The following is a 23,490-nucleotide window of genomic DNA, read 5'->3' as shown; positions in this document are numbered from 1 at the left end:
CTCCACAGGCCCTCATGGAACAGCAAATCGCCATTGACGAGCATGGCGATGCAGTCCGTGGCCGGGCAGTCCGGGGAGTTGCCATGGTGCTCGGTGACCGGCTTGGGTGTGGACTCAGGTTTCTCGATGGTGGCGGTGGCGCTCTGGTTGGGCGTACCGGTCCGCCCGCTGCCTGCGTGGTGCGTGGCGAACCAAATGCCGACGCCCAATGCCACGGCGAGCGCCACGACGAATACGATGACAAGCGTCATCATTGCGTTGGGCGAACCGTACGCGCCCGTTCCCGCAGGCCTTGCACGATGCTGGCCGCGACCTCTGATATGACTCATGCCACTTCCCCTTCGACTGGCTCTTCTTCTGCTATCAGACTACCGCCTGGTGATGTCGGGGAACCCGTGAATGTTTCGTCGCTGCGCACGACGGGGGCATGGCGGACACGCCCGCCGCAGGCAGATCCGTTTGCATATGCGACATTTTGCCGATATTTGCCGCGGTGTCTTCGACGTGCCGCCGGCCCGATGCCGCTAGAGTTATGGATTGGAGGCGGACGGACAATGGCGTACCTCCGGCTCCGCTACTCGTAGCGGATGCACGATGAGGTTCTGTTCCGAACATTGGGGATGTGCTGTGATACCCCCGTATTGCTACGTGGCGCGAAGGCGTGCGAGCCGGATGGACCGGGCTTTCGTATGGTTAGTTTCGTTTGTAGCTTGGCTTGTGGCCCGCTTGCCGTTATGCTCCGATCGGACTTGTCATCAGTGCGCCCGCCCGATGGCCTAGCTGCTCTGTTAATTCTTGGCTCTGTTAGACCAAGGTTGACATGCTCCTTATTCTTGGCTCCCCTTGTCAGGACATTGCCGTGAAGCAAACAGCAGAGCTGTTTGTAGGCAATGTGCGAGACGACAGTCGAGCCAGTAGGCTGCGAACGGAGTTCGTCTTTAATTGCAGGACGAGCTGGCGACGAAGTCGACTGAGGGGTAGTCCGGCGGAATTCATGTCAATCTTGGTTTAACAGAGCCCAACTCTTCCCTCTTCCTTTCTCACCGCTCCAGCAACAGTTTGACCAGCACTTCGATGACGATGACGAGGATGAACGCCGCGACGCCGAGCGTATATCGAATGGCGAGCTTACGCTCACGGCGCTTGCGTACCTGGTCCATGCCCGTTGGGTCGAAGACGGTCTGTGGGTTTTCGGCGGCCATACGGCGCAGGTCGCGGTCGATGCCGGACCGCTGTTCCGCGAAGGCACCACGACGCATCAGCGAGGTCTCCGCGGCGTTGCGCATGCCTGACGCGGCGCCGGCGACGAGCGTCCACATCACGGCCATAAGGCCGAGCATCGACGCTGTTTGCGTGGCATCGTCGGATAGCAGCAACACGATAGCCGCGGCGACGAGCGTGAACCAGAAGGAGAACCGTCGCGCGTAGATGAACCACCGCAGATTGGCCGACGTCGGACTATGGAGGAAACTGAACGCGGCGACGGCCGCGGAGAGCGGCGGAACGGCGATCAGCACCATCGCCATGGATATGATTCGGCTGAACAGAGCCGGTGCAAGCACCGCCCCGGCGATGCCGCCCGCAGCGAAAATCAGTGCCACCACGACCAGCAGTATGCCGATGATGAGCACCTTGCGTCGGTGAAGATCGGGGTTGACGGGCGGTGCGGTCCACCACCATTCCATCGAGCCGAAGACCGGGCCTTCGAGGGTGTATCGCACCCAGATTTCATCGCCGGCGCTCGTGGCGTGCAGTTGGCTGCTGCCACGCGACCAACCCACAAGGTATGTGACGGCGACGATGAACACGGCAAGCGCGGCAATGGCCAGATAGCCATACGCTTTTGCGAGCGCGGTGCCTTTCGGTGCGAACCATGCGAATACGGCGACCGCAAACACGATGACGAGCAGGACCGTCCAAATCAGCGCTTTGACGCGGATGCGGCGGAGCATGGTCCAGTCGCGTTCCTGGACCACATCGTTCATGGTGGACGCCGCATCGGCATCGACGGGGTACTGACCTTCCATGCGTCCATGCTATTCCCGCGCAACATCGGTGAGTTGTCAATACAGCCAACGGCCACGCACCGTGCATGCTCCGTTCATCGCAAACCGGCGATTCAAACCCTCACTATGTATGCGCTTCAACCATGCCCTCGCATACATAGTGAGGATTTGGACATGCGAAACGTCACTATGTATGCGGACCCTTCGTCCAGCCGCATACATAGTGAGGGTTTGAGAGATGGCTGGCCGTCTCAGACGGTTCCAACGGTTCTAAGACGAGAAAAGGGTTTCCGGTTTTTCCGGAAACCCTTGGATGCGGAGTCAGAGGGATTCGAACCCTCGAGCCGCGAAAAGCGACTAACACCTTAGCAGGGTGCCCCTATCGGCCACTCAGGCATGACTCCGTGTTGAGCATTGAAGCGCAACAGCAAAATACTGTACCACACTTTGCGGATATCGTGAACCACGGATGTCGTTCGCGCCTGTCGCGCGGCATCGAACAATGCCGTTATCTCTAATATTCTGCGGGACTGTTCCTAAATCGGCTTCGCTGACAACTCGTCCTGCAATTAAGGACGAACTCCGTTCGCAGCCTACTGGCTCGACTTTCGTCTCGCACATTGCCTACAAACAGCTCCGCTGTTTGCTTCACGGCAATGTCCTGACAAAGAGGGCCGAGAATAAGGGGCATGCCAATCTTGGTTTAACAGAGCCCAAAAACACGTCAACCCCGGTTCAACGGAACCAAATCACTTGCCCTTGGCCGGCGCGGCATCACCGGAGAAGGTGACGATTACGGCACAGATCACCAGCGCCACGCCGATGATCTCCCCCACGCTCGGGATTTCGCCGAACGCAAGTCCCACGGCCACAGCCATCGCGGGGTTGATGGACTGCATCACCGAAAACGCGCCGGACGTGGTGCGGCGCAGCGTGATCTGCTCAATCACGTATGGAATGAACGAGGCCATCAGGGAGATAACGAACAACAATGCCAGCAGCTTTAGCGAGCCACCAGGCTCAAGCGCCCACGTGGCGTCCGGCTTGGGCCAGATCACATGCCTGACGGCCGGCACACCCAGGAACACCGATTGCACCAGCCAACCGATGGTCACGGCGATGCACAGGTTGTCCAGCGAATTGCCACCGGCCGCCACACGTCGCCCGGTCACGATGTACACGCCCCACATCGACCCGCCGATGAGAATCGCAATCAGACCCACCAGGAAGGTGCCATGCCCGGATGGATTCGCCAAGGAGATGCCGGCAAGCAGCACCACGCCGATCGCCGCGATGCCGATGCCGAGCCGTTCACGCCAGCTACGCCCGGTGATCACCGCCACGGACAGCGGCCCCAAGAACTCGATGGCCACGGCGATGCCCATGTCCATGTTACTGATGGCCACATAAAACATCGTGTTCATCAGCACCAATGCGCAACCAAGCAGCACGACCAGTCCCCAGGAACGCGCGCTGCGATGGAACAGACGCCCCCGCTTGGCCACGCTCCACGGGCGACGCCAAACCAACAGCAGCACCGCCATGAACCCCACGCGGTACCAGACCGAATACAGCGGGTCGAGCTGGGTGAACGCGAGTTTGGCGATGGCCGTGGCAAGGTAGATCACCAGTGCCTCTCCAATCACGATGAACACCACCGGAACCCGGTTGAGAAGACTGATTATCGCTCGCTTCAACTGCTGCATAGGACTCACGCTACTCGGTGCGCAGGGACAGAAACGGGCGGCGATGAGATTGATCAGATTGCGGATGTGACTGTGAGACAAGGGCACGATGTGGGCAGATGCAGCACACATGGAACCGCCAAGTCCGCCATACGGCCGTATGCCTATACGTCCGACTTCTACAATGGAGTGCATGAGTACCGCACCGAGACTGGCCGCCGCCAAACGCGATTGGGGGCACGACGAAACCGGTTGCACGGTGCTGCACATCGACATGGACGCCTTCTACGCCTCGCTGGAAGTGGCACGGCATCCCGAACTCAAGGGCAAACCGGTGATCATCGGCACCGGCCCGCGCGCGGTGGTGTCCGCCGCAAGCTACGAGGCCAGGAAATACGGCATCAATTCGGCCATGCCGGCGGCCCGCGCGCATCAGCTGTGCCCGGACGGCGTCTTTCTGCCGGTGGATATGCGCTACTACCGTGCGATATCCCATCGCATCATGCATGAGGTGTTCCTGACCATCACCGACCGGTTCGAGCAGGTCTCGGTGGACGAGGGATACATGGACGTCTCCGCCGCGCTGCTGGAATGGGAGCGTCCGAGCGCCATCGGCGCGTGGATCCGCGAGCAGGTGTCCGCGCGGTTCCATGTGACCTGCTCGGTGGGTATCGCCTGCAACAAACTCATCGCCAAAATGGCCTCCACCAACGCCAAGCCGAACGGCATGCTGCTCATCCCCGCCGCCCGGTCCGCGGAATTCGTGCAGATGATGCCGTTGCGCGGCATCCCGGGCATCGGCCCGTCATTGGAACGCCGGCTCAATGCGTGGGGCGTGAATTCGGTGGCCGACCTGGCACGGATGGACGAGACCGCACTGACCCGCGCCACCGGCTCCCCCGCCGCCGCACGCGGACTGTGGATGGCCTCGCACGGGCTGGACTCGCGCGAAATCACCACGGTGCGCGAGGAGAAGTCCATCGGCTCCGAACGCACCCTGCCACAGGACACGCGGGACATGCGCGTGGTGTGCGGGCTGCTGAGGTCGGCCTGCGACGAGGTGGCCGGTACGTTGCGGCGCAAGGGACTGATGGCGCGGACGCTCACCGTCAAGCTGCGGTTCGCGGACCTGAGTTACCAGACCCGGTCGTTCACGATGGGACGTCCGACCGATACGGCCGGCGTGCTGTATCCCGAGTGCGTGCGGCAGTTGAAGACGATGCTGGGAATACCGGCCGCTGCGGGACCGGATACGCCGCTGCCGAAGCTGATCCGACTGGCCGGCATGAGTACGTCGTCGCTCAGCGAGACGGCGTCCACCGCGGTGCAGCCATCATTGGAGGACATGCTTGAGGAGGCCGATGACGTGCGCGGGCGCACGTCCGAAGCGAAGCGGCACGATGCGGAGGCCGCGCTGGATGCGGTGCGCCGCAAGTTCGGCAACAGGGCCGTGCAGTTCGGGGCGTAGTGGAACGGCGACATTCCTGTGCTCCAGCTGCATAAGAGCGAGACTACCCCTCAGTCCGCTTCGCGGCCAGCTCGTCCGGAATAAATGACGAACTTCGTTCGCAATCTGCTGGCTCGACTATCGTCTCGCACGCCGCCTACGGACAGTCCACAGGACTGTCCGATCCACGGCGGCGTTCTTCAAGGGGAGCCAAGAATGAGGGCATGTCAACAGAGCCAAGACTTACGCGGCGAGGCGGGCGCAGGCGGAGTCAATGGCCTCGTCGGTGGCCGTGGAGGAGAACCGCAGATAGGCGGGGGCGCCGTAGAACTCGCCGGGGCTCGGAACGACGCCGATCTTGGCGAGTTCGGCCATATCCGTCCAGCAGTCGCCGGACTTGGCCTTGACCCACACGTACAGCGCGCCTGCCGGCATCGACGCCTCGTAACCATACGCATTCAGCGCCTTGACCAGCGCGGCCAGGCGACGGCGGTACCGCGACCACTGCACATGCACGGAGGCCGCATCGTTCAGGCCCGCGGCCATGGCGGCCTGCACCGGTCCGGGGATGATCTGGCCGATCTGCTTGCGGAACTCGCTCATCTCCGTCACCAGACGGTAGTCGCCGGCGATCAGGGCGGTGCGGTAACCGGCCATGTTGGACTGCTTGGACAGCGAGTAGAGCACCAGGATGCCGCTGGCCGAGCCTTCGCAGATGTGCGGGTTCAGAGCGCAGGGTGCGGCGGACAGGCTGAAGGCGCCATCGCCGGCGGCCGGCTCGTTCGATTCGGCCTCGGGCGCGGAATCGCGCACGGCACGCCAGTCCATCAACGCATAGCATTCGTCGGACAGCACCACCGCACCGATGCGGCGGGCGGCGGCAACGATGTCCGCGAGCCATTCGGCCGAGATGATCTCGCCGGTGGGGTTGCACGGGGAGTTGACCCAGACGGCCTTGACGCCGGGAATGTGCACCCAGGATTCGACGTCCGTGATGTCGTCCACCTTGGCCACGGTGGCACCGGCGAGCTGTGTGCCGATCTCGTACGTGGGATAGGAGACCTTGGGCTGGACCACCACATCGCCCGGGCCCAGATGCAGCAGCGAGGCCATGAGCGCCACGGCCTCCTTGGAGCCCACGGTGGGTACGGCGGCCGCGTTGATGGACTTCAGGTCCACGCCGCGCATGGTGCGGAACCAGGTGTCGATGGCGGCCTTGAGGTCCGCGGTGCCGACGGTGACAGGGTAGCCGTGGGCGTTGGCCGCATCGGACGTGGCGGACAACGCCTCGCGCACGGAGTCGGGCACGGGATCCACGGGCGAGCCTACGGACAGGTCGACCATGCCGCCCGGCGCCGCCTTGGCCGTGGCCTTGAAGCCGGCGATGCGGGACCAGTCGTACGGGGAGGAATATGCGTGGAAGCCCATGTGGAACCCTTTCTGTGGCAAGTACCTACCTAAGATACGACGAACCCCCGGCCGGGATGGGTCGGGGGTTCGTTATGCGTCGGAATGCGGCAGCCGGGCGCGCATCAGATGCACATCAAGCTTGCATCAGTCACGCAGGCCCAGGCTGGCTCACTGGTTCTGCGGCGGCAGCGCGGCCACCTGCTCCGGGTCCTTGCCGATCGGGCCATGGGCGGAAGCACCACCGAAATCGCCCACTTCGGCGAAGAAGTTGGCGGCGGCGTCCTTGTACCAAGCCCACTCCTCCGGCAGGTCATCCTCGTAGAAGATGGCCTCGGTGGGGCACACGGGCTCGCATGCGCCGCAGTCAACGCATTCGTTCGGGTTGATGTACAGCGAACGGGAGCCCTCGTAAATGCAGTCGACCGGGCACTCGTCCACGCAGGCCTTGTCCTTGACGTCCACGCAAGGCTGAGCGACAACGTATGGCATGGAATCCTCCTTGAAATAAAGCTGGTTTCAAGGATAGTCTCGCGGTCGGACTCGTTGACACGATGTCAGGGCGGAGAATCCTTTCACACACGCTGTTCACATGCCGCCGGAGACTACCCCTCAGTCGCCTCCGGCGACAGCTCCCCTGACAAGGGGAGCCAAGAAAAGGAACGAAAAGGGCTTCCCTCCGTGATGGGAGGGAAGCCCTAGAGAGCAAGCAAAGCAGACGTCAATCAGCCGTTGATGGCCTGATTGGTCTCCTCGGACAGCTCCTCGCTCAGGTCTCCGGTGCCGAGGCGTGCGTGGCGGTAGCCGTAGCCGAAGTAGATGGCGAAACCGACGACCAGCCACACCAGGAAACGGATCCAGGTGAGCACGGTGAGGTTGAGCATGAGCCACAGGTTCGCCAGGCCGATGAAGATCGGAACCCACGGGTTGCCGGGGATCTTGAAGGCGCGCGGCAGGTCGGGGCGCTTCTTGCGCATGATCGGGATGGAGATGGCCACGAGCGTGAAGGCGGACAGCGTGCCGATGTTCACCATGTCGGAGAGCACGCCGATGTCGAACAGGGCGGCCACGAGGGCCACCACCACGCCGACGGCGATCTGCAGGCCGGCCGGGGTGCCGTGCTTGCCGGTCTTGGACAGGCTGCGCGGCAGCAGGCCGTCACGGCTCATGGCGAAGACGATGCGGGTCAGGCCGAGCAGCAGCACCATCACCACGGTGGCCAGGCCCAACACGATGCCGAAGCTGATGATCTTGGCGGCCCAGTTGGCACCCACCAGCTCGAACGCGGTGGCCAGTGACGGGCTGTCCTGCTGGGCAAGTTCCTTGTAGGAGACCATGCCGGTGGTCACGATGGCCACGAGCATGTACATCACGATGATGAGGGCCATACCCACGCCGATGCCCAGCGGCACGTTCTTGTGCGGGTCCTTGGTCTCCTCGGAGGCGGTGGCCACCACGTCGAAGCCGATGAACGCGAAGAACACGAGCGCCGCGCCGGACAGGATGCCGGGCACGCCGTAGATGGACGGGACCATGCCGGTGGCCCACTGCCACAGCGGCTGGCCCATCACGCCGGAGACGGCGGAGGAGCTGGCCACGGAGGAGGCAGGTTCGGTCGGCGGGATGAACGGGGTGAAGTTGGAGGCCTTGACGTAGAAGAAGCCCACGATCACCACGAAGAACACGATGGCGATTTTGAGCACGGTCATCGCGCCGTCCACGCGGGCGCCGATCTTGGTGCCGAACACGAGCAGTGTGGTGAAGAAGGCGACGATGATGATCGGGGCCACGTCGATGTGGAAGGAGCCGAACGTGAGGTTGGTGTTGAAGTTCCAGCCCATCAGTCGCATGAAGTCGTTGAGGTAGACGCCCCAGTACTTGGAGATCACGGAACCGGCCATGAGCATCTCCAGGATGAGGTCCCAGCCGATGATCCACGCCATGATTTCGCCCACGGTGGTGTACGTGAAGGTGTAGGCGGAGCCGGCCACCGGAATCATGGAGGCGAACTCGGCGTAGCACATCACGGCCGCGCCGCACACGACGCCGGCGATCAGGAAGCTGATGATCACGGCCGGGCCCGCGTGGAAGGCGGCGGCCTGCGCACCCACGGAGAAGATGCCGGCGCCGACCGCGACGGCCACGCCCATAATGGACAGATCCCACCAAGTCAGGTTGCGCTTGAGCTTGCGGCCCTCTTCACCTGTTTCGGCAATGGTCTGTTCGACGGATTTCGTTCGGAACAGTTGCATGGCTTCCCTTTTCTTTCCTGAGCACGCCGGGTGCGCGCAAAACATCGAGAATCGAGTATAGGAGAGGCCATGTGACTTGTCTATTACTTCCTGGGCGGGCGAGATGGGCGGCACCGGTCGGATTGTGGACGATTCGACCAATGTCCGGCGTCCGCCAAGGTCCAGCGGGGTTCAGACGAAGGTTCAGCGGGTGAGCACGCCGACGCACACCGGTTCGGGAACCAGGTCCACGCCGAACGCGGCCTTGACGGCCTGCTGCACGGACTTCGCCAGCATCTCGACGTCGACGGCCGTCGCTCCCCCGCGATTGGTGAGGGCCAGCGTGTGCTGGGTGGACAGGCTGGCGGGCGCGTCCTGTGCGGCACGGTAGCCCTTGTGGCAGCCGGCGTGGTCGATGAGCCAGGCTGCGGAGGTCTTGACGCCCGGCGTGCCGTCCGGCAGCGTGGCGGCGAAGCGCGGGGCGTCCTCCGGCAGGGTATCCGCCTGGTCCGCGGGCAGGATCGGATTCATGAAGAACGAGCCGCAGCTGTGACGGTTGTGGTCGGGCGCGGGCAGGCCGTCCCCGCCGAGCGGGATGCCGGCCTCCTCGTTGACGACGGCCAGACGCTTGAGATCGGCCAGGATGTTGGCCTCGCGTTTGGTGCCGTCCATGGCGGGCAGCGCGTAACGGGTGGGATCCTCCAGCATGCCCTTGGCGGCGCGCACCTTGAGCACGGCCTCGCGGATGGCCTTGGTGGCCATGCGGTCGCCTACCTCGACGCCGAGCGCCTTGGCGAGCTGGCCGTAGCCCACGGTGCCTTCGGCGGAGTGGGTCAGCGCGAAGGTGACGGAGAGGACCACATACCGCGGGGTCGGGAAGAACCGGTCCGCCGGCTTGCCGGGAGCCTCGTACATGCTGGCCTTCAGCGCGGAGTAGCGGTAGCCGAACTTGAGGTCGACCGGGGTCAGGTCGCGCGTGGTCTTGGTCTCGCGGTCCCAGACCTCCACGGATTCGACCGACGTGGCCACTTCCTGGCCGTAGGCGCCGATGTTCTGCACCACGGACGCGCCCACCGTGCCGGGGATGCCGGAAAGGCCCTCGACGCCTTCAAGGCCGATCTGGACGGTGAAGGCCACGAAGTCGTCCCAGTTCGTGCCGGCCTCGGCGTTGACGTGCACGGTGCGATCCTCGCCTTCCACGGGGGCGGCCTCGTCCGGGACCGTGATGAGGCGGCGGGCGTCGCGCACCACCACGCCGTTGAAGGGCTCGTCGGAGACCAGCATGTTCGAGCCGCCGCCGATGACCACGAGCGGCAGGCCCTTGGAGTCGGCGTCCTCGACGGCCTCGATGAGGCCCACGCGCGTGGTGGGTTCGATGAAGTGGGCGATGGGGCCGCCGACGCCCATGGTGGTGATGTCTGCAAAGCTGGTCATGGTGCTTATCCTATGTGGATCTGATTGTCGGAGTTGACGCCGGGGTCTTGGTGGATGTTGTGCGACACACTCAAGGCCGTTCGGCCAAGCCTACGGTCTTACAACATCCACCAAGACCCCAGCTACTAGTTGCGCATGATACATGACGCAGCTTTGAGACGGGAGCGGAAAACAAAAAACCCGACCAGGCGGTCGGGTTTGAAGCTTGATGCTTGCGATCAACGAGTCTCGCGGTGCACGGTCTGCTTGCCGCAGCGCGGGCAGAACTTCTTGAGCTCGAGACGATCGGGCGTGTTACGACGGTTCTTCGTCGTAATGTAGTTGCGCTCCTTGCACTCGGTGCAGGCCAGCGTGATGCCCGGACGGATGTCGGCGCTCTTAGCCATTCTCATTCACCTCTGTGTTCTTAGGTCTAATGGACGCGCCCACTTGTAACAGCGGGCGCAATTTGTAGCGAGGAAGAGGCTCGAACTCTTGACCTTACGATTATGAGTCGTACGCTCTAGCCAGCTGAGCTACCCCGCCAGAGAGCCCCGAGTGAGAATTGGACTCACGACCTCTTCCTTACCAAGGAAGTGCTCTACCACTGAGCTATCGGGGCGTGGCGGATAGTGGATTCGAACCACTGAAGCACGAAGCGGCTGATTTACAGTCAGCTCCCTTTGACCGCTTGGGAAATCCGCCAGTCTGTTTCCCGTCTTGGCCAGGCTGTTTGGCTTGACCTCGTCAGGCAACTTGGCCATTAAAGCAAGAATCTGCGACCAATGCAAATCGACCTTGCGCAAAGGCCCTCAAACTGTTGCAACGAAGCCGTTCTATCGGCGTGTCGTTTTCGCGGTTCGAGGGCTTTCAACAGGGTGCTTCAGTAACGTACGACGTCGGCGAACACCGACCCCGCCGTCCGCTTCGGCGTGTCGGCCGGGCGCGGGTCAGACGCTGAACGTCGAGCACCGGGCGTCAGCAAAGGTCAGAAGCCGGCGGCCTTGAGCTGGGCGCACACGTCAATCACCAGGTCGTTGGCCTCCGCCTCGCCGATGGAGATGCGGATGCCCTCGCCGGAGAACACGCGCGTGGACAGGCCGGCGGCCAGGAAGCGCGAGGCGGCCGCGTCGGTGCGCTCGCCCAGCGGCAGCCAGAAGAAGTTGGCGTACGGTTCGGGGAACTCCCAGCCCTGGTCCTTCAGCGCGGCCACCACGCGGTTGCGTTCGGAGACGATGGACTTGACGCGGTCGGTCAGCTCGTCGTAGGCGTCCAGGCTGGCGAGCGCGGCGGTCTGGGCCACATCGGTCACGCCGAACGGCAGGGCCACCTTGCGCATGCCTTCGATCACGTCCTCCGGGGCCACGGCGTATCCGATGCGCAGGCCGGCCAGACCGTAGGCCTTGGAGAAGGTGTGGGCCACCACCACATTCGGGTACTCGCGGAACAGGTCCATGGCCACGGACGTGTCGGAATCGGTGTTGAACTGGAAGTAGGCCTCGTCGAACAGGACCAGCACGTCGGAGGGCACGGCCTCCATGAGGCGGCGGGCGTCCGCGTCGGACACGGAGGTGGAGGTGGGGTTGTTCGGGTTGTTGACGATCACCAGCCGGGTCTTCTCGTTGATCGCGTTGATCAGGCCGTCGATGTCATGCGAGCCGTCCGGCAGGTTGGACACCTGCACGCTGGTGGCGCCGGCACCGGTCACGATGATCGGGTACGCCTCGAAGCTGCGCCACGGGTAGACCACTTCGTCGCCGGGACCCGCCACGAGCTGGACGAGCATGGTGATGACCTCGGTGGAGCCGCAGCCGAGCACGATGTTCTCCGGCTTGACGCCGATCTCGCCGGCCAGACGTTCCACCACGGCCCAGCCGCGCATGTCCGGGTAGCGGTTGAGGTGCGGCAGCGCGTGATTCTCGATGGCCTCGACCACGCTGGGCAGCGGGTCGAAGGCGTTCTCGTTGCTGGAGATCTTGAAGGAGCGCTGGCCTTCGACCTTGGGGGCGGGCTTGCCTTGCTTGTAGGCGGGGATGGAATCGATGATACTGCGATGTTTGAAACTCATGGCCTCATCCTATACCGTTTTCCGTTTTTCTTATAGACGGCTCTCAAAGCCCGGAATGACGCGGTTTTGAGGGGTTTCAGCCGCTTGCGAGCCGCGGCGGGCACTGGCATGCTGAAGCCATGACCTCAGATCTCGTGCACCACGGACAATCCTTCGACGACCAGCCGCTCGGCTTCGGTACGCTCTCCATCCACCTCGGCAACGGGGTCGACGCCGAAACCGGCGCGATCCGCCGCCCCATCACGCTCGCCAACGCCTACGCGCTGCCCTACGACCCATCCGACATCAACTGGTCCAGCTCGGACGTGAACCTCTACACCCGCAACGGCCACCCGAACCAGCGCTACCTAGAGGAGAAGCTGGCCCGTCTTGAAGGCGCCGAGGACGCGGTGGTGCTCGCTTCGGGAGTGGCGGCCCTTGCCGCCACGTTCACCACGTTCCTCAACCGCGGCGACCACGCGATCTTCTCGGACACCACCTACATCGCGGCCTACCGCCTGCTCAACCAGATCCTGCCGGAGAAGTACGGCATCGAGACCTCCATCGTGGACACCTCCGATCCGGAGAACGTGCGCGCGGCCCTGCGTCCCAACACCAAGCTCGTGCATATCGAGACGCCGGCGAACCCCACGCTCAAGGTTTCGGACATCCGCGCCATCGCGGGCATCGCGCATGAGGCGAATCCGGACATCCTCGTCTCCGTGGACAACACCTTCAACTCGCCGTACAACGTGCGCCCGCTCGACCTGGGCGCGGACATCGTCATCGAATCGCTCACCAAGTACATCAACGGCCATGGCGACGCGCTCGGCGGCGTGATCGCCACCACCAAGGCGCGCACGAACGAGATCCGTTTCACCGCGCAGGTGAACTTCGGCGGCATCATTTCGCCGTTCAACGCCTGGCTTATCAACCGCGGCTCGGTGACGCTTCCCCTGCGCATCCGCCAGCACAACGCCTCCGCGCAGGCCATCGCCGAGCATCTGGAGCGGATTCCGTCCGTGCGGTTCGTCTCGTACCCCGGTTTGGAGTCGCATCCGCACCACGACGTGGCCGTCTCGCAGCTGGCCCGCCCGGATTCCGGCTTCGGCGGCGTGTTGGCGTTCGGTCTGGACACCGACCATGACGGGCACAACCGGTTCGTCTCCAAGCTCAACGTGATCACGTCCGCCGTGTCTCTGGGCCATGATGAGAGTCTCATCGTGTTCCTCGGCGAGGATGACGAACGCCAGTACCTGTACCCGCCGGAGTTCCATCGCGGCTTCTTCCGCCTGGCCGTGGGCCTCGAGGATACGGATGACCTGATTCGCGACATCGACCACGCGCTGGTTGAGGCCGGGTTCGAGGTGTGATTTTCTTTGGCTCTGGTAAACCAAAATTGACATAAATCCATGTCTGACTACCCCTCAGACGGCTTCGCCGCCAGCTCCCCTGACAAGGGGAGCCAAGAATAAGGGCCATGTCAATCTTGGTTTAACAGAGCCTTTTCTTTTCTGGCTCCCCTCAGAGAGGGGAGTTTGCGGTGTCTCCACTACTTCCCTCAGTCGTCTACGACGACAGCTCCCCTCAGCGAGGGGAGCCAGAAAACGTCTATCGGCCGAAGGCCGATGGCACTACTTCAGGAAAGCCTTGAGCTTCCGTGGCAGGCCGGTCACCGGGTCGACGGTGCCATGGAAGGCGGCGGCTGTGGCGTTGCGGGCCGCAAGCAGTATGAAATCGGCCTGTTCGGGGCATTGCTCGGCGAGGATGCGAGCGATATCCATATCTGTCTGGTTCGGACTGGGCCTACGACCAGACTTCGACTTGGACCTCGCCCTGGCCCGCGCGGTCAGTTGCACCTCACGCCATGTCATGCGCCAGGCCTCGGCGGCCAGATCGTCGTATTCCGACGTCTTCCCCCGATCCGCCGCCTGCCCGGACGGCTCCGCGGCGGACCCGCGCGCTTCGGCCCGCGCGATGGCCGCGAACACCCGGCGTCGACGCATCCAACGCCACAGCCTCGGTACACCCCAGCACAGGCCGGCCAGCACCATCACGGCAAGCAACCCCAGCAGCACGCGAGCCCACATCGGCCATGCGGTGAAGTCCGGGATACGCCACGTCATCCACCCGTCACCACTGCTGGAGGCGCCGGCATCGGCTTTCGCATCCTGCGATTCGGCATCGTCGGACGAATCAGACTTGTCGGACTGATCGGCGGTGTCACCGGACGCATCGATCGATTCGTCGCCGGACTGGTCTTGCGTGGTCGTGTCGGACGCATTGTCACCGGAATCGCCGGTGGTGGCGGACGAATCGCCGGTATCGGACGAATCGGCGTCGGACGCGGCGGAACCGTTCTCGGTGGTGGCGGGCGTCACGTCGAACGGCACCCAGCCCACGCCGTCGAGGTAGGCCTCGGTCCAGGCATGCAGCTGCTTGGACTGCACGGTGAAGTAGCCGTTTTCCTCCCGTTCGCCCACGCCGGCGTTGTAGCCGAGCACGATGCGCGTGGGCACGCCGAGCGCGCGGCCGAGCACGGCGAGCGCGGAGGCGTAATGCTGGCAATAACCCGCATGCCCGTTTTCCGGGTCGAGGAAATCGTCGAGCACGTCGAGGTTGTCGCGCCCGTCGCCGTCGGGGGCGTCGAGCGAATAGGTGAACTTGCTGTTCGGGTTGGTGAAGTAGTCCACCAGCCAGCGCATGGCGCGCACCTGGTCGTCGTAGCTGGAGCCCTTGATGGGCACGCCCGCAGCCCGCGCCTGGTCGATGACGGCCTGGACGTTGTCGGGCAGCTTCTTGGGCAGCGAGGTGTACCGGCTTTTATGGGCGCGTTTGTCGCTGGCCTCCACGTACCGCCGCATGCGCTCGGCGTACGGGACGGCTTCGGAGATGCTGCCGTTGACCGTGGTGTAGGCGGACAGGTTCATGCCGGAGTCCTGCAGGATGGCGAAGGCGCGTCCGGCCCACATGCCCTCGCCATAGAACGAGGAGATGGCTTCGTCGTCATCGGAATTCAGATTGTCCTGTGTTTCGGACGCCGAATCGTCCAGCGGGGCCACGATCGCCACGTTGCCGCCCAAGCCGAATCCGAGCACGTACCCGTCCCTGCCAAGACCGAGCTGGTTCACGACGGTCTCGTTGAACACCACGTTGGAGGGTATGGCCGCGGATGTACCATCGGCGAATGTCAGGTTCTCACCCCGGAAGCTGCCGGATCCGAGCCGCCATCCGTTCGCTCCCGTCACGCTGCCATCGGCGTTGAGCGTGGCCTTGATGAGGAGGAAATCGCCCATCGAGTCGCTTCTGATCTCCGCGAGACCGGTTCCCGCCAGGTCGCGGCGGGCCTGATACCAGGCTGCCCGGTTTTCGTCGCTGACTTCCGAACCGCCCAGCAGGTCGTCCTGCGCACTGGTGATCAGGGACAGCTGGCTGAAACCGGACGATGAGGTGATGGGGGTGATCGCATTGCCGTCCACGCCGTATTCGAGATCCGATGACGTGCCGTTGCTGCGGTTGTACACCGTGCCGTCCTGGTAGAGGAGCCAGTCGCTGCCCGGACCGTTCTCCATGTACGTGACGTTGCCAGGCACGGGCAGGAAGCGCGATTTGAGGGTGTCGATGCGGATGTTGGCGCTGACCATGAACTGTTCGAGCGTGTTCGCGTTGGTGGTGGCTACGTCGTAGCCGGTGTAGCCGAGGGCGGACATATAGGCGCCCAGCGGGTTCATGATCATGCGGTCGTAACTGGAGAGTTCGTCCTCGCTGTTGCGGCCGAGTTGGATGCCGGAGCCGTAGAGGCCCGCGTCGAGGGCGAATTCGCGGTCGTAGCCCCAGGTGTCGCCGTCGAAGTTGTCGAGCGTGGTCAGGCGCAGGTAGAGGCGTTTGTAGGCCCGGTAGGTCAGGACCGTGGTGTCCGACCCGGCGGCGATGTTGCGTTTGAGGTCGATCATCGGGTTGACGGTGTTCGAGGTGAACATGCCGCCGCCTTCCCCGATGGACAGGGGCACGCGGTACGCCAATGCGGCGGCCGGGCCGGTCAGAGGCAGGGTGATGGCAACGGCGAGCGCGGCCGCGAGGAGCGGGGTGGCGGTGAGGGCGATCGCCGGGGTGCCGCCGTTGGCACGACCTCTCGCAAGGCCACGAGTGACCGATCCAGCGCCGGCGCCGAGGCGGTTTGGCCTCGATTGTTTCGTCTGCTGTTCCGCAACGGCCGCACCGTTCAACCGCAGTACGGGATGCAAGCGCCGCGGACGGGCGGCGGCGAGCGCGAACGGCAGGGCGGCCACGGTCAGTCCGATGGCCCACAGGGGCGCGAGATGGCCCACCAGCGCGTAGTCGGCGGCGAGCGCGGCCACCGGCAGCGCGACCATCACGGGGATCAGCGGCCGGAAGGCGAGGATGAGCCGGATGGCGGCGGCGAGCGCGGCCACCACCAGGATGAGGAACAGGTCGCTGTACGCGGAGACCTTGAGCGGCGGCAGTTGGAGGTTGAGCTGGTCGAATCCGGCCTCGACCATGGTGGTGAAGACCCGCCATCGGGATGCAAGTCCGGTGACGAGGCCGGATGCGGCGCTCTGCTGCGCGGCCTGTGAGGCCTCCTCTTCGGCGATGCGTTCAAGCGCGTCGGCGGCGAGGACACGGAAGCGCACGACGGCCAGTATCGCCGTGGCGACGAGCGTGAGCACCGTGTACGCCGCGAATCGCAGCACCGGATGCGTGGTGGCGCGCGAAGTAGGAGCGGAGACCGGTTCGACTGTCGGTTTTGCCGCGGACGCTCCGCGGGACCGATCGGGCCGGGCTTTTCCGCCGCGCGGCTTTCGTTGCGCGCCGTTCAGGCAATCGCCCACGGCGTTGGCCGCGGAAATCTCCAGTGCGGCCACGCCCAGCAACGCGCCGGCGAACCACATCCACGCGCCGTCGGGGGCGATGAGGCCGGAAAGACCTTTCAGTGCCACACCGAAGAACGCCAGCAGCGCCAATGCGCCCGTGATGTCGGGCAGCAGACGTTGCGTCAGGCGCGGCGACCGTACGCCGCCGCCCGCTGGCACCAAATCCGTTTCCCGTCCGGCACCGTCGGCGCCAGTCTGGATTCGACGCCCCACGCCGGAGGACTCCTGGATGACGATGCGCTGGTACGTCGGCTCCGCGGCCGGCTCCTGGACGGCCGGGTCAAGCACTGTCAGCCGGTCGGCCACCGGAGTGCGGCGCAACGCCGCGGCGAGCTCCTGACCGTCCGCGGCATCGCAGACCATCACACGCACGGGTCCCTGACCGCTCATGGCCGTCCGTGCGATGGCGGCCGCGCGCATGGACGCCGACGGCATGCCGGAATCCGGCTCTTTCTCGCGTCCTGTCTGATGCTTTCCGCTTTCAGGTGCGGTCGATGCTGTCGCGTCTGCCGAAGCGACCGGGATAGCCGATGCGGCATCCGGCTGCACGGCGGCAAGGAACCGTTCGACGCCATCAAGCCCTTCGAAGGTCTGTACGCCGTCGGTGACGATCAGCCGCTCCGCCCGGCCGGCGTTCTGCGAGGCGCGGGCCCACGGCAGCAGCGCGGCGACTTCGGCGTCGAGCCGTTCGCCCGTGACGCCGCCCGTGTTGAGCACCAACAGTGCGGTGGCCCGCACGTCCCGGCTGGATTCGCGGGTCATGAGCTCGCCCCGGTGGGCGGTGTGACGCCAGGAGATGAGTTTGAGCGGGTCGCCCGGCGCATAGGCGCGCACGCCACCGGAATGTTCGGATTGGCTGGAACCCACATGCCGCTTGTCCACCGCGGACGTGCCGGAAGCGCCCTGCTCGTCCGTGGTCGGCAGCACCAGCGCCTGCCCGTCGTCGGGCACGACCTTGCGGGCCGCGATCAGTCCCAGCGGTGACTTCCACCGCACCACGGTGCTCACGGTGACATACCAGCCGCGTCGCTCGGGCAACTCCCCCGTCACGCGCGCCACGGTGTTGCCGTGACTGTCGCGTTGTTCGATCTGCCGGGTGAGTTTGGGGCCCCCGATGGCGATCACTCCGAACCACTGCAGTATCACCGCTGCCAGCGCGCATACGAACACCACCGCGAGCGCGATGGTCACGTCCATCAGGGTGCGTTCGTCCAGCAGCAGTCCGCCGAAGCAGCATCCGCACGCCGCGGCGAGCAGCACCAGGCCTCCCCACGTGGGTCGGATCAGACCGTGCCGGATCATGCGCCGCACACCATGCGAACGTATGCGTCGACGGCCTTCCGAACTGGTCCCACCGCCGGCCGGCGCATTCTTCGGGGCCGCCGCCCCACGCTGCTTCCTGTGGAGCGCCATGGTCACGCCCGTGGTACAGGAGTGGCGGACACGATGTCGGCGATGATGCCACGCGCACGGTCGAGCGAGGACGCGCCGAAGCCGGCGTCATCCAAAACCAGGCGATGGGCAAGTACGGGCACCGCCAACGATTGCACGTCGTCCGGCAGCACGAAGTCGCGGCCGTTGATGAACGCGCGGGCGCGGGCCATGGCGGCTAGATGCAAGCTGGCGCGCGGCGAGGCGCCGTAACGGATGCCTTCGCGCGCGCGGGTGGCGCGGATGATGGAGACCAGGTAATCGGCCACGGGTCCGGCGAGCGTGACCCCGCGCACGGCGGCGCGGATGGCGACGGTTTCGGGACCAGTGCACACCCGGCGCACGCGGTCGAGCGGTCGCGACCAGTCCGCGGAGGTGAGCATGGCGGCTTCGGCCTGCGCGGACGGGTAACCGAAGCTGGCGCAGGACATGAAGCGGTCGAGCTGGGCTTCGGGCAGCGGGTAGGTGCCCTCGAGTTCGATGGGGTTCTGGGTGGCGATGACGAAGTACGGGTCCGGCAGCGCGTGGGTGACGCCGTCCACGCTGATCTGGCTTTCGTTCATGGCCTCCAGCATGGCGGACTGGGTTTTGGGGTTCGCGCGGTTGATCTCGTCCGCGATGACAATGTTGGCGAACAGCGGGCCCGGATGGAATTCGAAGTCGCGCGTGTCCTGCGAGTAGATGCTCACGCCGGTCAGGTCGCTGGGCAGGAGGTCCGGGGTGAACTGGATGCGGTGCGATTCGCCGTCGATGGCACGACCCATGGCGCGGGCGAGCGTGGTCTTGCCGACGCCCGGCACGTCCTCGAGCAGCAAGTGGCCGCCGGCCGCGAACGTGGTGACGACGAGGTCGATGACCTCACGCGAACAGGACAGCGATTGTTCGAGGGTGCCGGCGAGATCGGCGAGCGTGGACGGGTGGGCGGTGGCGGGTGCGGTGGGCACGTCGAGCATGACAGCCTCTTTCATAGCGACTTCAATCCGCTATCCAGTGTACGTGCGGCGCGCCGGCCCGCTCAAATACGCCGAGCGCTGAGCACGGCGTGCATGACAGGGGCGCATATGCGACCGTCCTCCTCGCGTTGCCTCTCAGCCTGTTTCACGGCTGACTTCCCGCCTATTCCAGCCATGAAGGCATACGAAAAGACCCCGGCCGTCGTGACCGGGGTCCTGCAAAGCGTGATGCGCGTTGCTCAGCCGAGGATGGCCAGCACGTCGCGGGCGCCGATGATGAGGTAATCCTCACCCTCGTAGTGCACCTCGGTGCCGCCGTACTTGGAGTACAGCACCTTGTCGCCGACCTTGACATCCATCGGGATGCGCTCGCCCTTGTCGTCGCGGCGGCCCGGGCCAACGGCCAGGACTTCGCCCTGCTGCGGCTTCTCCTTGGCGTTGTCCGGGATGTACAGACCGGACGCGGTCTGGGTCTGGGCCTCGGCCTGCTTGACGATGATCTTGTCTTCCAACGGTGTGAGCTTAATCGACACTGTGGGTCACCTCGTATCTGCTTGTAGTTCAGTTCGATAATGCCGCGCCAGAACGCCTCAAGAGGCTGACGATCACTTGCGTTGTCCCTTTGCGCTAGGACACATGGTAGCGCGATTGTTAGCACTCTGCCAACTTGAGTGCTAACGCTGTGAGAGAAAAGTCGGAGATATGCAAAGGCATACGCAACTGCGGACGAACTTCGTTCGCGTCCTGTTGGCTCGGCTGTCGTCTCGCACATTGCCTACAAACAGCTCTGCTGTTTGCTTCACGGCAATGTGCTCAGCGAGGGGAGCCAAAAAGGTCAGTTGCCGCGACGGGCGAGGATGGAGTCGAGACCAACGCTCAGCGATTCGCTGGTGGCGTCCGGAGCCTCCACTTCGGCACGCTGCTCGGACTCGTGGAACGCGGCCTGCTTGGCGGCCTCCTCGGCCTCCTTGGCTCGCACATCCTCGGCGTCCTTGGCGGCCTGGGCCTCGCTGGCGGCCTTCGCGTCATCGGCGGCCTTGACCACCTTGGCCTCGTCCATAAGCTGCTCGGCGGTCTCCGGACCCACCGGTTCGGCCTTGGACACCTGCTTAGTGGACTTGATCTCGCGGCTTTCCGGCTCCTGGGGCGCATTGCCCTCGTTGCGGGCCTCGCCGAGCGAGAAGGAGATGAGATCCTGGGAGGCGGTGGCCATGTCGAACACGTCCAGCGCACGGGCGGGGCGCACGGAAGCCAGTTCTGAGGTGGCGTCGTCCGCGACCTCGTCGCGCTCGTCACGCATGGTGAGCGACGGCTCCACGTCCTGCTTGGCCTCGGCCGAGGACTCACCAGCGGCGGTCGCATCGCCGGACCGCACGGACGCATCGGCCTGGACGGCACCGGACTCGCTGGCAACGTTTGCATCAGCGGCCGCCGAAGCCTCGGCCTCAGCCTGCGCGGCGGCACGGGCCGCGGCACGCAGCGCCTTGGCCCTGGCCTGCTCGATTTCGGCGTCATGCAGGGCACGGCGAATCTGACGCTGCTCCATCACCTCGGTGGCGGCCTCCTCCCGGGCGGCATCACCGGACGCGAGCTGCGCGGACCGGGCACCGGCCGCAACGGCCGCAGCCTTGGCGGCCTCCACAGCCTGGGCCTTCGCCGCCTTGGCGGCCTTGAGCTTACGGGCGCGGGCACGCTCCGCCCGCTGCGCCTTGACCTCCCAACGGCGGGCCTGACGCGCGGCACGGGCCCCCAAACCCAGCACCACGGCGAGCAACGCCAGCGGAATCAGCGTGAACAGGGTGCTGAAATGCAACGCGAGCGCCAGCACAAAGACCAACACGGACACGGCGGCCAAAGCCCCGGCGAGCAGCTGGCGACGGCGAATGGCCGCGCGCCGCAGCTCGCGAACACGGGCGATATGCTCAGGTGTCAGCCTCGCTGACGGTGATGATGCCGGCACTGGTGCCCCTTTCGCCTGATGCGGCTTGACGTCGCCGAACCGCGTCCCGCTCTCAGCCTCGACGATGTGGAGGGAGGGCGAGTAACGATCCTGCCGATGTTCGGTCGCGCGTTTCATGCCGTTGGCCGTGCGTACGGGCAGCCAAACGACGATGATGATCGCCACTATCACCAGCACGACAACAGTGCTTAGTGACTCGTAACCCATAGAGTCAAGAATAGGAGACCCGCCGACGAACTTGGTGTTGCCGTCTCGGGCGTGTCGGGGGGATATGGCGTAATCACGGGCCGCGGCCGTGCTAATGCAGTCCGTTCGCGGCGAGTCGGGCCGCGAACCCCGAGCCGATGTCCTCGGCCAGCAGCGAGAAGGTGACGTGGTCGCGCCACTTGCCGTTGACGTACATGTACCGTTCGCGCAACCCCTCATGATGGGCGCCGACCTTGCGCACCACGGCCAGCGAGCGCGCGTTCTCCGGCAGAATCGCGATTTCCAGACGGTGCAGGGCCGGGCCGAACGGGTCGCCGAGCGCCCAGTCGGCCAGCATGGCGAGGGCCATGGGCGCGAACCCGCGGCCGGCGTACGCCTGATCGACCCAGTAGCCCACCACACCGGTGCGCATGGCGCCGTACGCGATGGCCCCGATCGAGATCTGGCCCACGATCCGCATCTGGTATTCGATGACGAACTGGGCGCCCGTGCCGTGCTGCTCGTTGCGGCGTTGGCGCTGGATCCACTGGTTGAAGGTGATGGCGGCGCCGTGCATCGGATCCCCGGACTCCCAGGGGGCCAGCCAGTCGTTGTTGCGCCAGCGCACCTCGTCCCACAGTTCCTCGTCGTCCATGGTCAGCGGACGCAGCACGATGGGGAAACCAGGGTGGCTCAGGCGCGGCATGCGGATCTGATGATCCGGTTTGAACGCCTCTTTGATCGACTGGAAAACTGACACGGCCCCTAATTCTAGCGATTCGCGCGGGGTTCGCCGGTCCGGCCCACGATATGGTCGCCGCCCTCCACCCCGCCGGCGGTGCTAGGTTGTGCGGTATGAACGGTTCTTCCAATGTTTCCAAGGATGAGTTGAGGCATCGGGCGCTGGCCCGGCGCAAGCTGACGACGGCCGAGGAGCGGTCGGCCGCGGGCGAGGATCTGGCCCGACGGTTCCCCGTCGAGCTGCTGCGGACGGTCGCAGGGGCGGACGGCGAGGCGCGGAACGACGCAGCGCGGGGTGTGACGGTGGCCGCGTACGTGTCGATGGGTTCAGAGATGGAGACGCGGCCGCTGCTGGCCATGCTGCTCGCGGAGGGATGCCGGGTGCTGGTGCCGCGATTGGGTTCCGGACGCGAGATTGGCTGGAGCGTGCTGGACAGCCTGGATGCGCTGGAGACCGTGAACCAGCCGGGGCACCTGCGTCCGGACGAGCCGGAGGGACAGGTGCTGCCGCCCGAGGCGCTCGCCGAATGCGATCTGGCGATCGCCCCGGCGATGGGCGTGGATCCGCGTGGCTACCGTCTGGGCCGTGGCGCCGGCTGGTACGACCGGGCGCTCGCCGCCCGCCGCGCCGGATGCCCGTTGGTCGCCGTGTGTTGGCCGTGGGAGGTGCTGGACGACGATCTGCCTGCCGAATCCCATGACGTGCCGGCCGATGCGGTGCTTACTTCGGCGGGATTCCGGGCTCTTCGTGAGGTCTGATATTCCACGGGCGAAGTGTCAGGGCAATGACTAGGATATGAACGGTTGCCTGGCATGGCTGCGCGTCATGCACGAAGAGCAGAAACAGTTTGTACTTTGTTGGAGGAATCCGTTGCCTACCTATCATTACCGCTGCAAGAACTGCGGCTACGATTTCACCGAACAGCAGTCGTTCAACGACGACCCGATCACCGTGTGCCCCAAGTGCGCCCAGGAGCAGGTGCGCAAAGTCTACTCCGCCGTGCCGATCGAGTTCAAGGGTCACGGTTTCTACCGCACGGACAAGTCCTCGAAGTAGTCGTTCGGTAGCGGCCACTTGGGGAGAGACGTTT

General features: G+C 64.8%; 17 protein-coding genes, 4 tRNA genes and 1 pseudogene. 4 read left to right on the top strand and 18 right to left on the bottom strand.

What is annotated here, in order from left to right:
• The 4 genes and pseudogenes from DF196_RS11155 to DF196_RS11140 form a co-directional block, all read right to left on the bottom strand.
• Positions 1-329: pseudogene (locus tag DF196_RS11155) on the bottom strand (CapA family protein); the annotation flags it as partial.
• Positions 330-1,040: 711 nt separating this feature from the next.
• Positions 1,041-2,027, bottom strand: coding sequence for a hypothetical protein (locus DF196_RS11150; protein WP_109057878.1), 987 nt, complete (start codon positions 2,025-2,027; stop codon positions 1,041-1,043).
• A gap of 295 nt (positions 2,028-2,322) precedes the next feature.
• Positions 2,323-2,410: transfer RNA gene (locus DF196_RS11145), tRNA-Ser, on the bottom strand.
• A gap of 345 nt (positions 2,411-2,755) precedes the next feature.
• Positions 2,756-3,712: an EamA family transporter gene (locus DF196_RS11140; protein ID WP_421728486.1), complete on the bottom strand. Its 957-nt coding sequence runs from the start codon at positions 3,710-3,712 to the stop codon at positions 2,756-2,758.
• 172 nt (positions 3,713-3,884) lie between these two features.
• Between DF196_RS11140 and dinB the strand changes: the two genes are divergently transcribed.
• Complete coding sequence (gene dinB / locus DF196_RS11135; protein ID WP_109057876.1) at positions 3,885-5,159, top strand: DNA polymerase IV; 1,275 nt, start codon at positions 3,885-3,887, stop codon at positions 5,157-5,159.
• Between the two features lie 222 nt (positions 5,160-5,381).
• Here the strand turns inward: dinB and dapC are convergent, their stop codons facing one another.
• The 9 genes from dapC to DF196_RS11090 form a co-directional block, all read right to left on the bottom strand.
• Positions 5,382-6,566: a succinyldiaminopimelate transaminase gene (gene dapC / locus DF196_RS11130; protein ID WP_109057875.1), complete on the bottom strand. Its 1,185-nt coding sequence runs from the start codon at positions 6,564-6,566 to the stop codon at positions 5,382-5,384.
• 150 nt (positions 6,567-6,716) lie between these two features.
• Positions 6,717-7,037 (bottom strand): ferredoxin, encoded by a 321-nt coding sequence (gene fdxA / locus DF196_RS11125; protein WP_109057874.1) that lies wholly within the window; start codon positions 7,035-7,037, stop codon positions 6,717-6,719.
• Between the two features lie 233 nt (positions 7,038-7,270).
• Positions 7,271-8,797: an amino acid permease gene (locus tag DF196_RS11120; protein WP_109057873.1), complete on the bottom strand. Its 1,527-nt coding sequence runs from the start codon at positions 8,795-8,797 to the stop codon at positions 7,271-7,273.
• A gap of 183 nt (positions 8,798-8,980) precedes the next feature.
• Positions 8,981-10,210: a UDP-N-acetylmuramate dehydrogenase gene (locus DF196_RS11115; RefSeq protein WP_109057872.1), complete on the bottom strand. Its 1,230-nt coding sequence runs from the start codon at positions 10,208-10,210 to the stop codon at positions 8,981-8,983.
• Between the two features lie 218 nt (positions 10,211-10,428).
• Entirely contained in the window at positions 10,429-10,596 is a 168-nt protein-coding gene (rpmG, locus tag DF196_RS11110) for a 50S ribosomal protein L33 (RefSeq protein WP_007053013.1), read from the bottom strand.
• A 65-nt stretch (positions 10,597-10,661) separates the two neighbouring features.
• A tRNA-Met gene (locus DF196_RS11105) sits at positions 10,662-10,735 on the bottom strand.
• Between the two features lie 4 nt (positions 10,736-10,739).
• Positions 10,740-10,811, bottom strand: a tRNA-Thr gene (locus DF196_RS11100).
• Between the two features lies 1 nt (position 10,812).
• Positions 10,813-10,894: transfer RNA gene (locus tag DF196_RS11095), tRNA-Tyr, on the bottom strand.
• A 283-nt stretch (positions 10,895-11,177) separates the two neighbouring features.
• The gene (locus tag DF196_RS11090; RefSeq protein ID WP_109057871.1) at positions 11,178-12,257 is read right to left on the bottom strand and encodes a histidinol-phosphate transaminase; all 1,080 of its coding nucleotides are present in this window, start codon (positions 12,255-12,257) and stop codon (positions 11,178-11,180) included.
• A 119-nt stretch (positions 12,258-12,376) separates the two neighbouring features.
• Here DF196_RS11090 and DF196_RS11085 point away from each other — a divergent pair, with 119 nt between their 5' ends.
• Positions 12,377-13,609, top strand: a complete 1,233-nt coding sequence (locus DF196_RS11085; RefSeq protein ID WP_109057870.1) for a trans-sulfuration enzyme family protein — start codon at positions 12,377-12,379, stop codon at positions 13,607-13,609.
• 261 nt (positions 13,610-13,870) lie between these two features.
• On the opposite strand, the gene DF196_RS11080 is transcribed toward DF196_RS11085, so the two are convergent.
• From DF196_RS11080 to DF196_RS11060, 5 genes are all read right to left on the bottom strand, one after another.
• A complete protein-coding gene (locus DF196_RS11080) occupies positions 13,871-18,430 on the bottom strand; it encodes a transglutaminaseTgpA domain-containing protein (RefSeq protein ID WP_158276319.1) in 4,560 nt (1,519 codons plus the stop codon).
• Between the two features lie 113 nt (positions 18,431-18,543).
• On the bottom strand, positions 18,544-19,527 hold the full coding sequence (locus DF196_RS11075; RefSeq protein WP_109057868.1) for an AAA family ATPase: 984 nt from the start codon (positions 19,525-19,527) through the stop codon (positions 18,544-18,546).
• Positions 19,528-19,751: 224 nt separating this feature from the next.
• Positions 19,752-20,045 carry a co-chaperone GroES gene (gene groES, locus DF196_RS11070; protein ID WP_033890546.1) on the bottom strand — a complete coding sequence of 98 codons (294 nt, stop codon included), beginning with the start codon at positions 20,043-20,045 and terminating at the stop codon, positions 19,752-19,754.
• Positions 20,046-20,347: 302 nt separating this feature from the next.
• Positions 20,348-21,679, bottom strand: a complete 1,332-nt coding sequence (locus tag DF196_RS11065) for a hypothetical protein (RefSeq protein WP_109057867.1) — start codon at positions 21,677-21,679, stop codon at positions 20,348-20,350.
• A 91-nt stretch (positions 21,680-21,770) separates the two neighbouring features.
• Positions 21,771-22,418, bottom strand: a complete 648-nt coding sequence (locus DF196_RS11060; RefSeq protein WP_420829144.1) for a GNAT family N-acetyltransferase — start codon at positions 22,416-22,418, stop codon at positions 21,771-21,773.
• A 95-nt stretch (positions 22,419-22,513) separates the two neighbouring features.
• On the opposite strand from DF196_RS11060, the gene DF196_RS11055 reads away from it, so the two are divergent.
• Together DF196_RS11055 and DF196_RS11050 are read left to right on the top strand one after the other, a co-directional pair.
• Positions 22,514-23,158, top strand: a complete 645-nt coding sequence (locus DF196_RS11055; RefSeq protein WP_241519704.1) for a 5-formyltetrahydrofolate cyclo-ligase — start codon at positions 22,514-22,516, stop codon at positions 23,156-23,158.
• Positions 23,159-23,270: 112 nt separating this feature from the next.
• Positions 23,271-23,456 (top strand): FmdB family zinc ribbon protein, encoded by a 186-nt coding sequence (locus DF196_RS11050; RefSeq protein ID WP_109057865.1) that lies wholly within the window; start codon positions 23,271-23,273, stop codon positions 23,454-23,456.
• Positions 23,457-23,490 lie beyond the last annotated feature (34 nt).

Origin of the sequence: Bifidobacterium callitrichidarum (assembly GCF_003129905.1) — a bacterium.
In the GTDB taxonomy this organism is placed as follows: domain Bacteria; phylum Actinomycetota; class Actinomycetes; order Actinomycetales; family Bifidobacteriaceae; genus Bifidobacterium; species Bifidobacterium callitrichidarum.
This window is presented reverse-complemented; position numbering and strand designations above follow the sequence as displayed.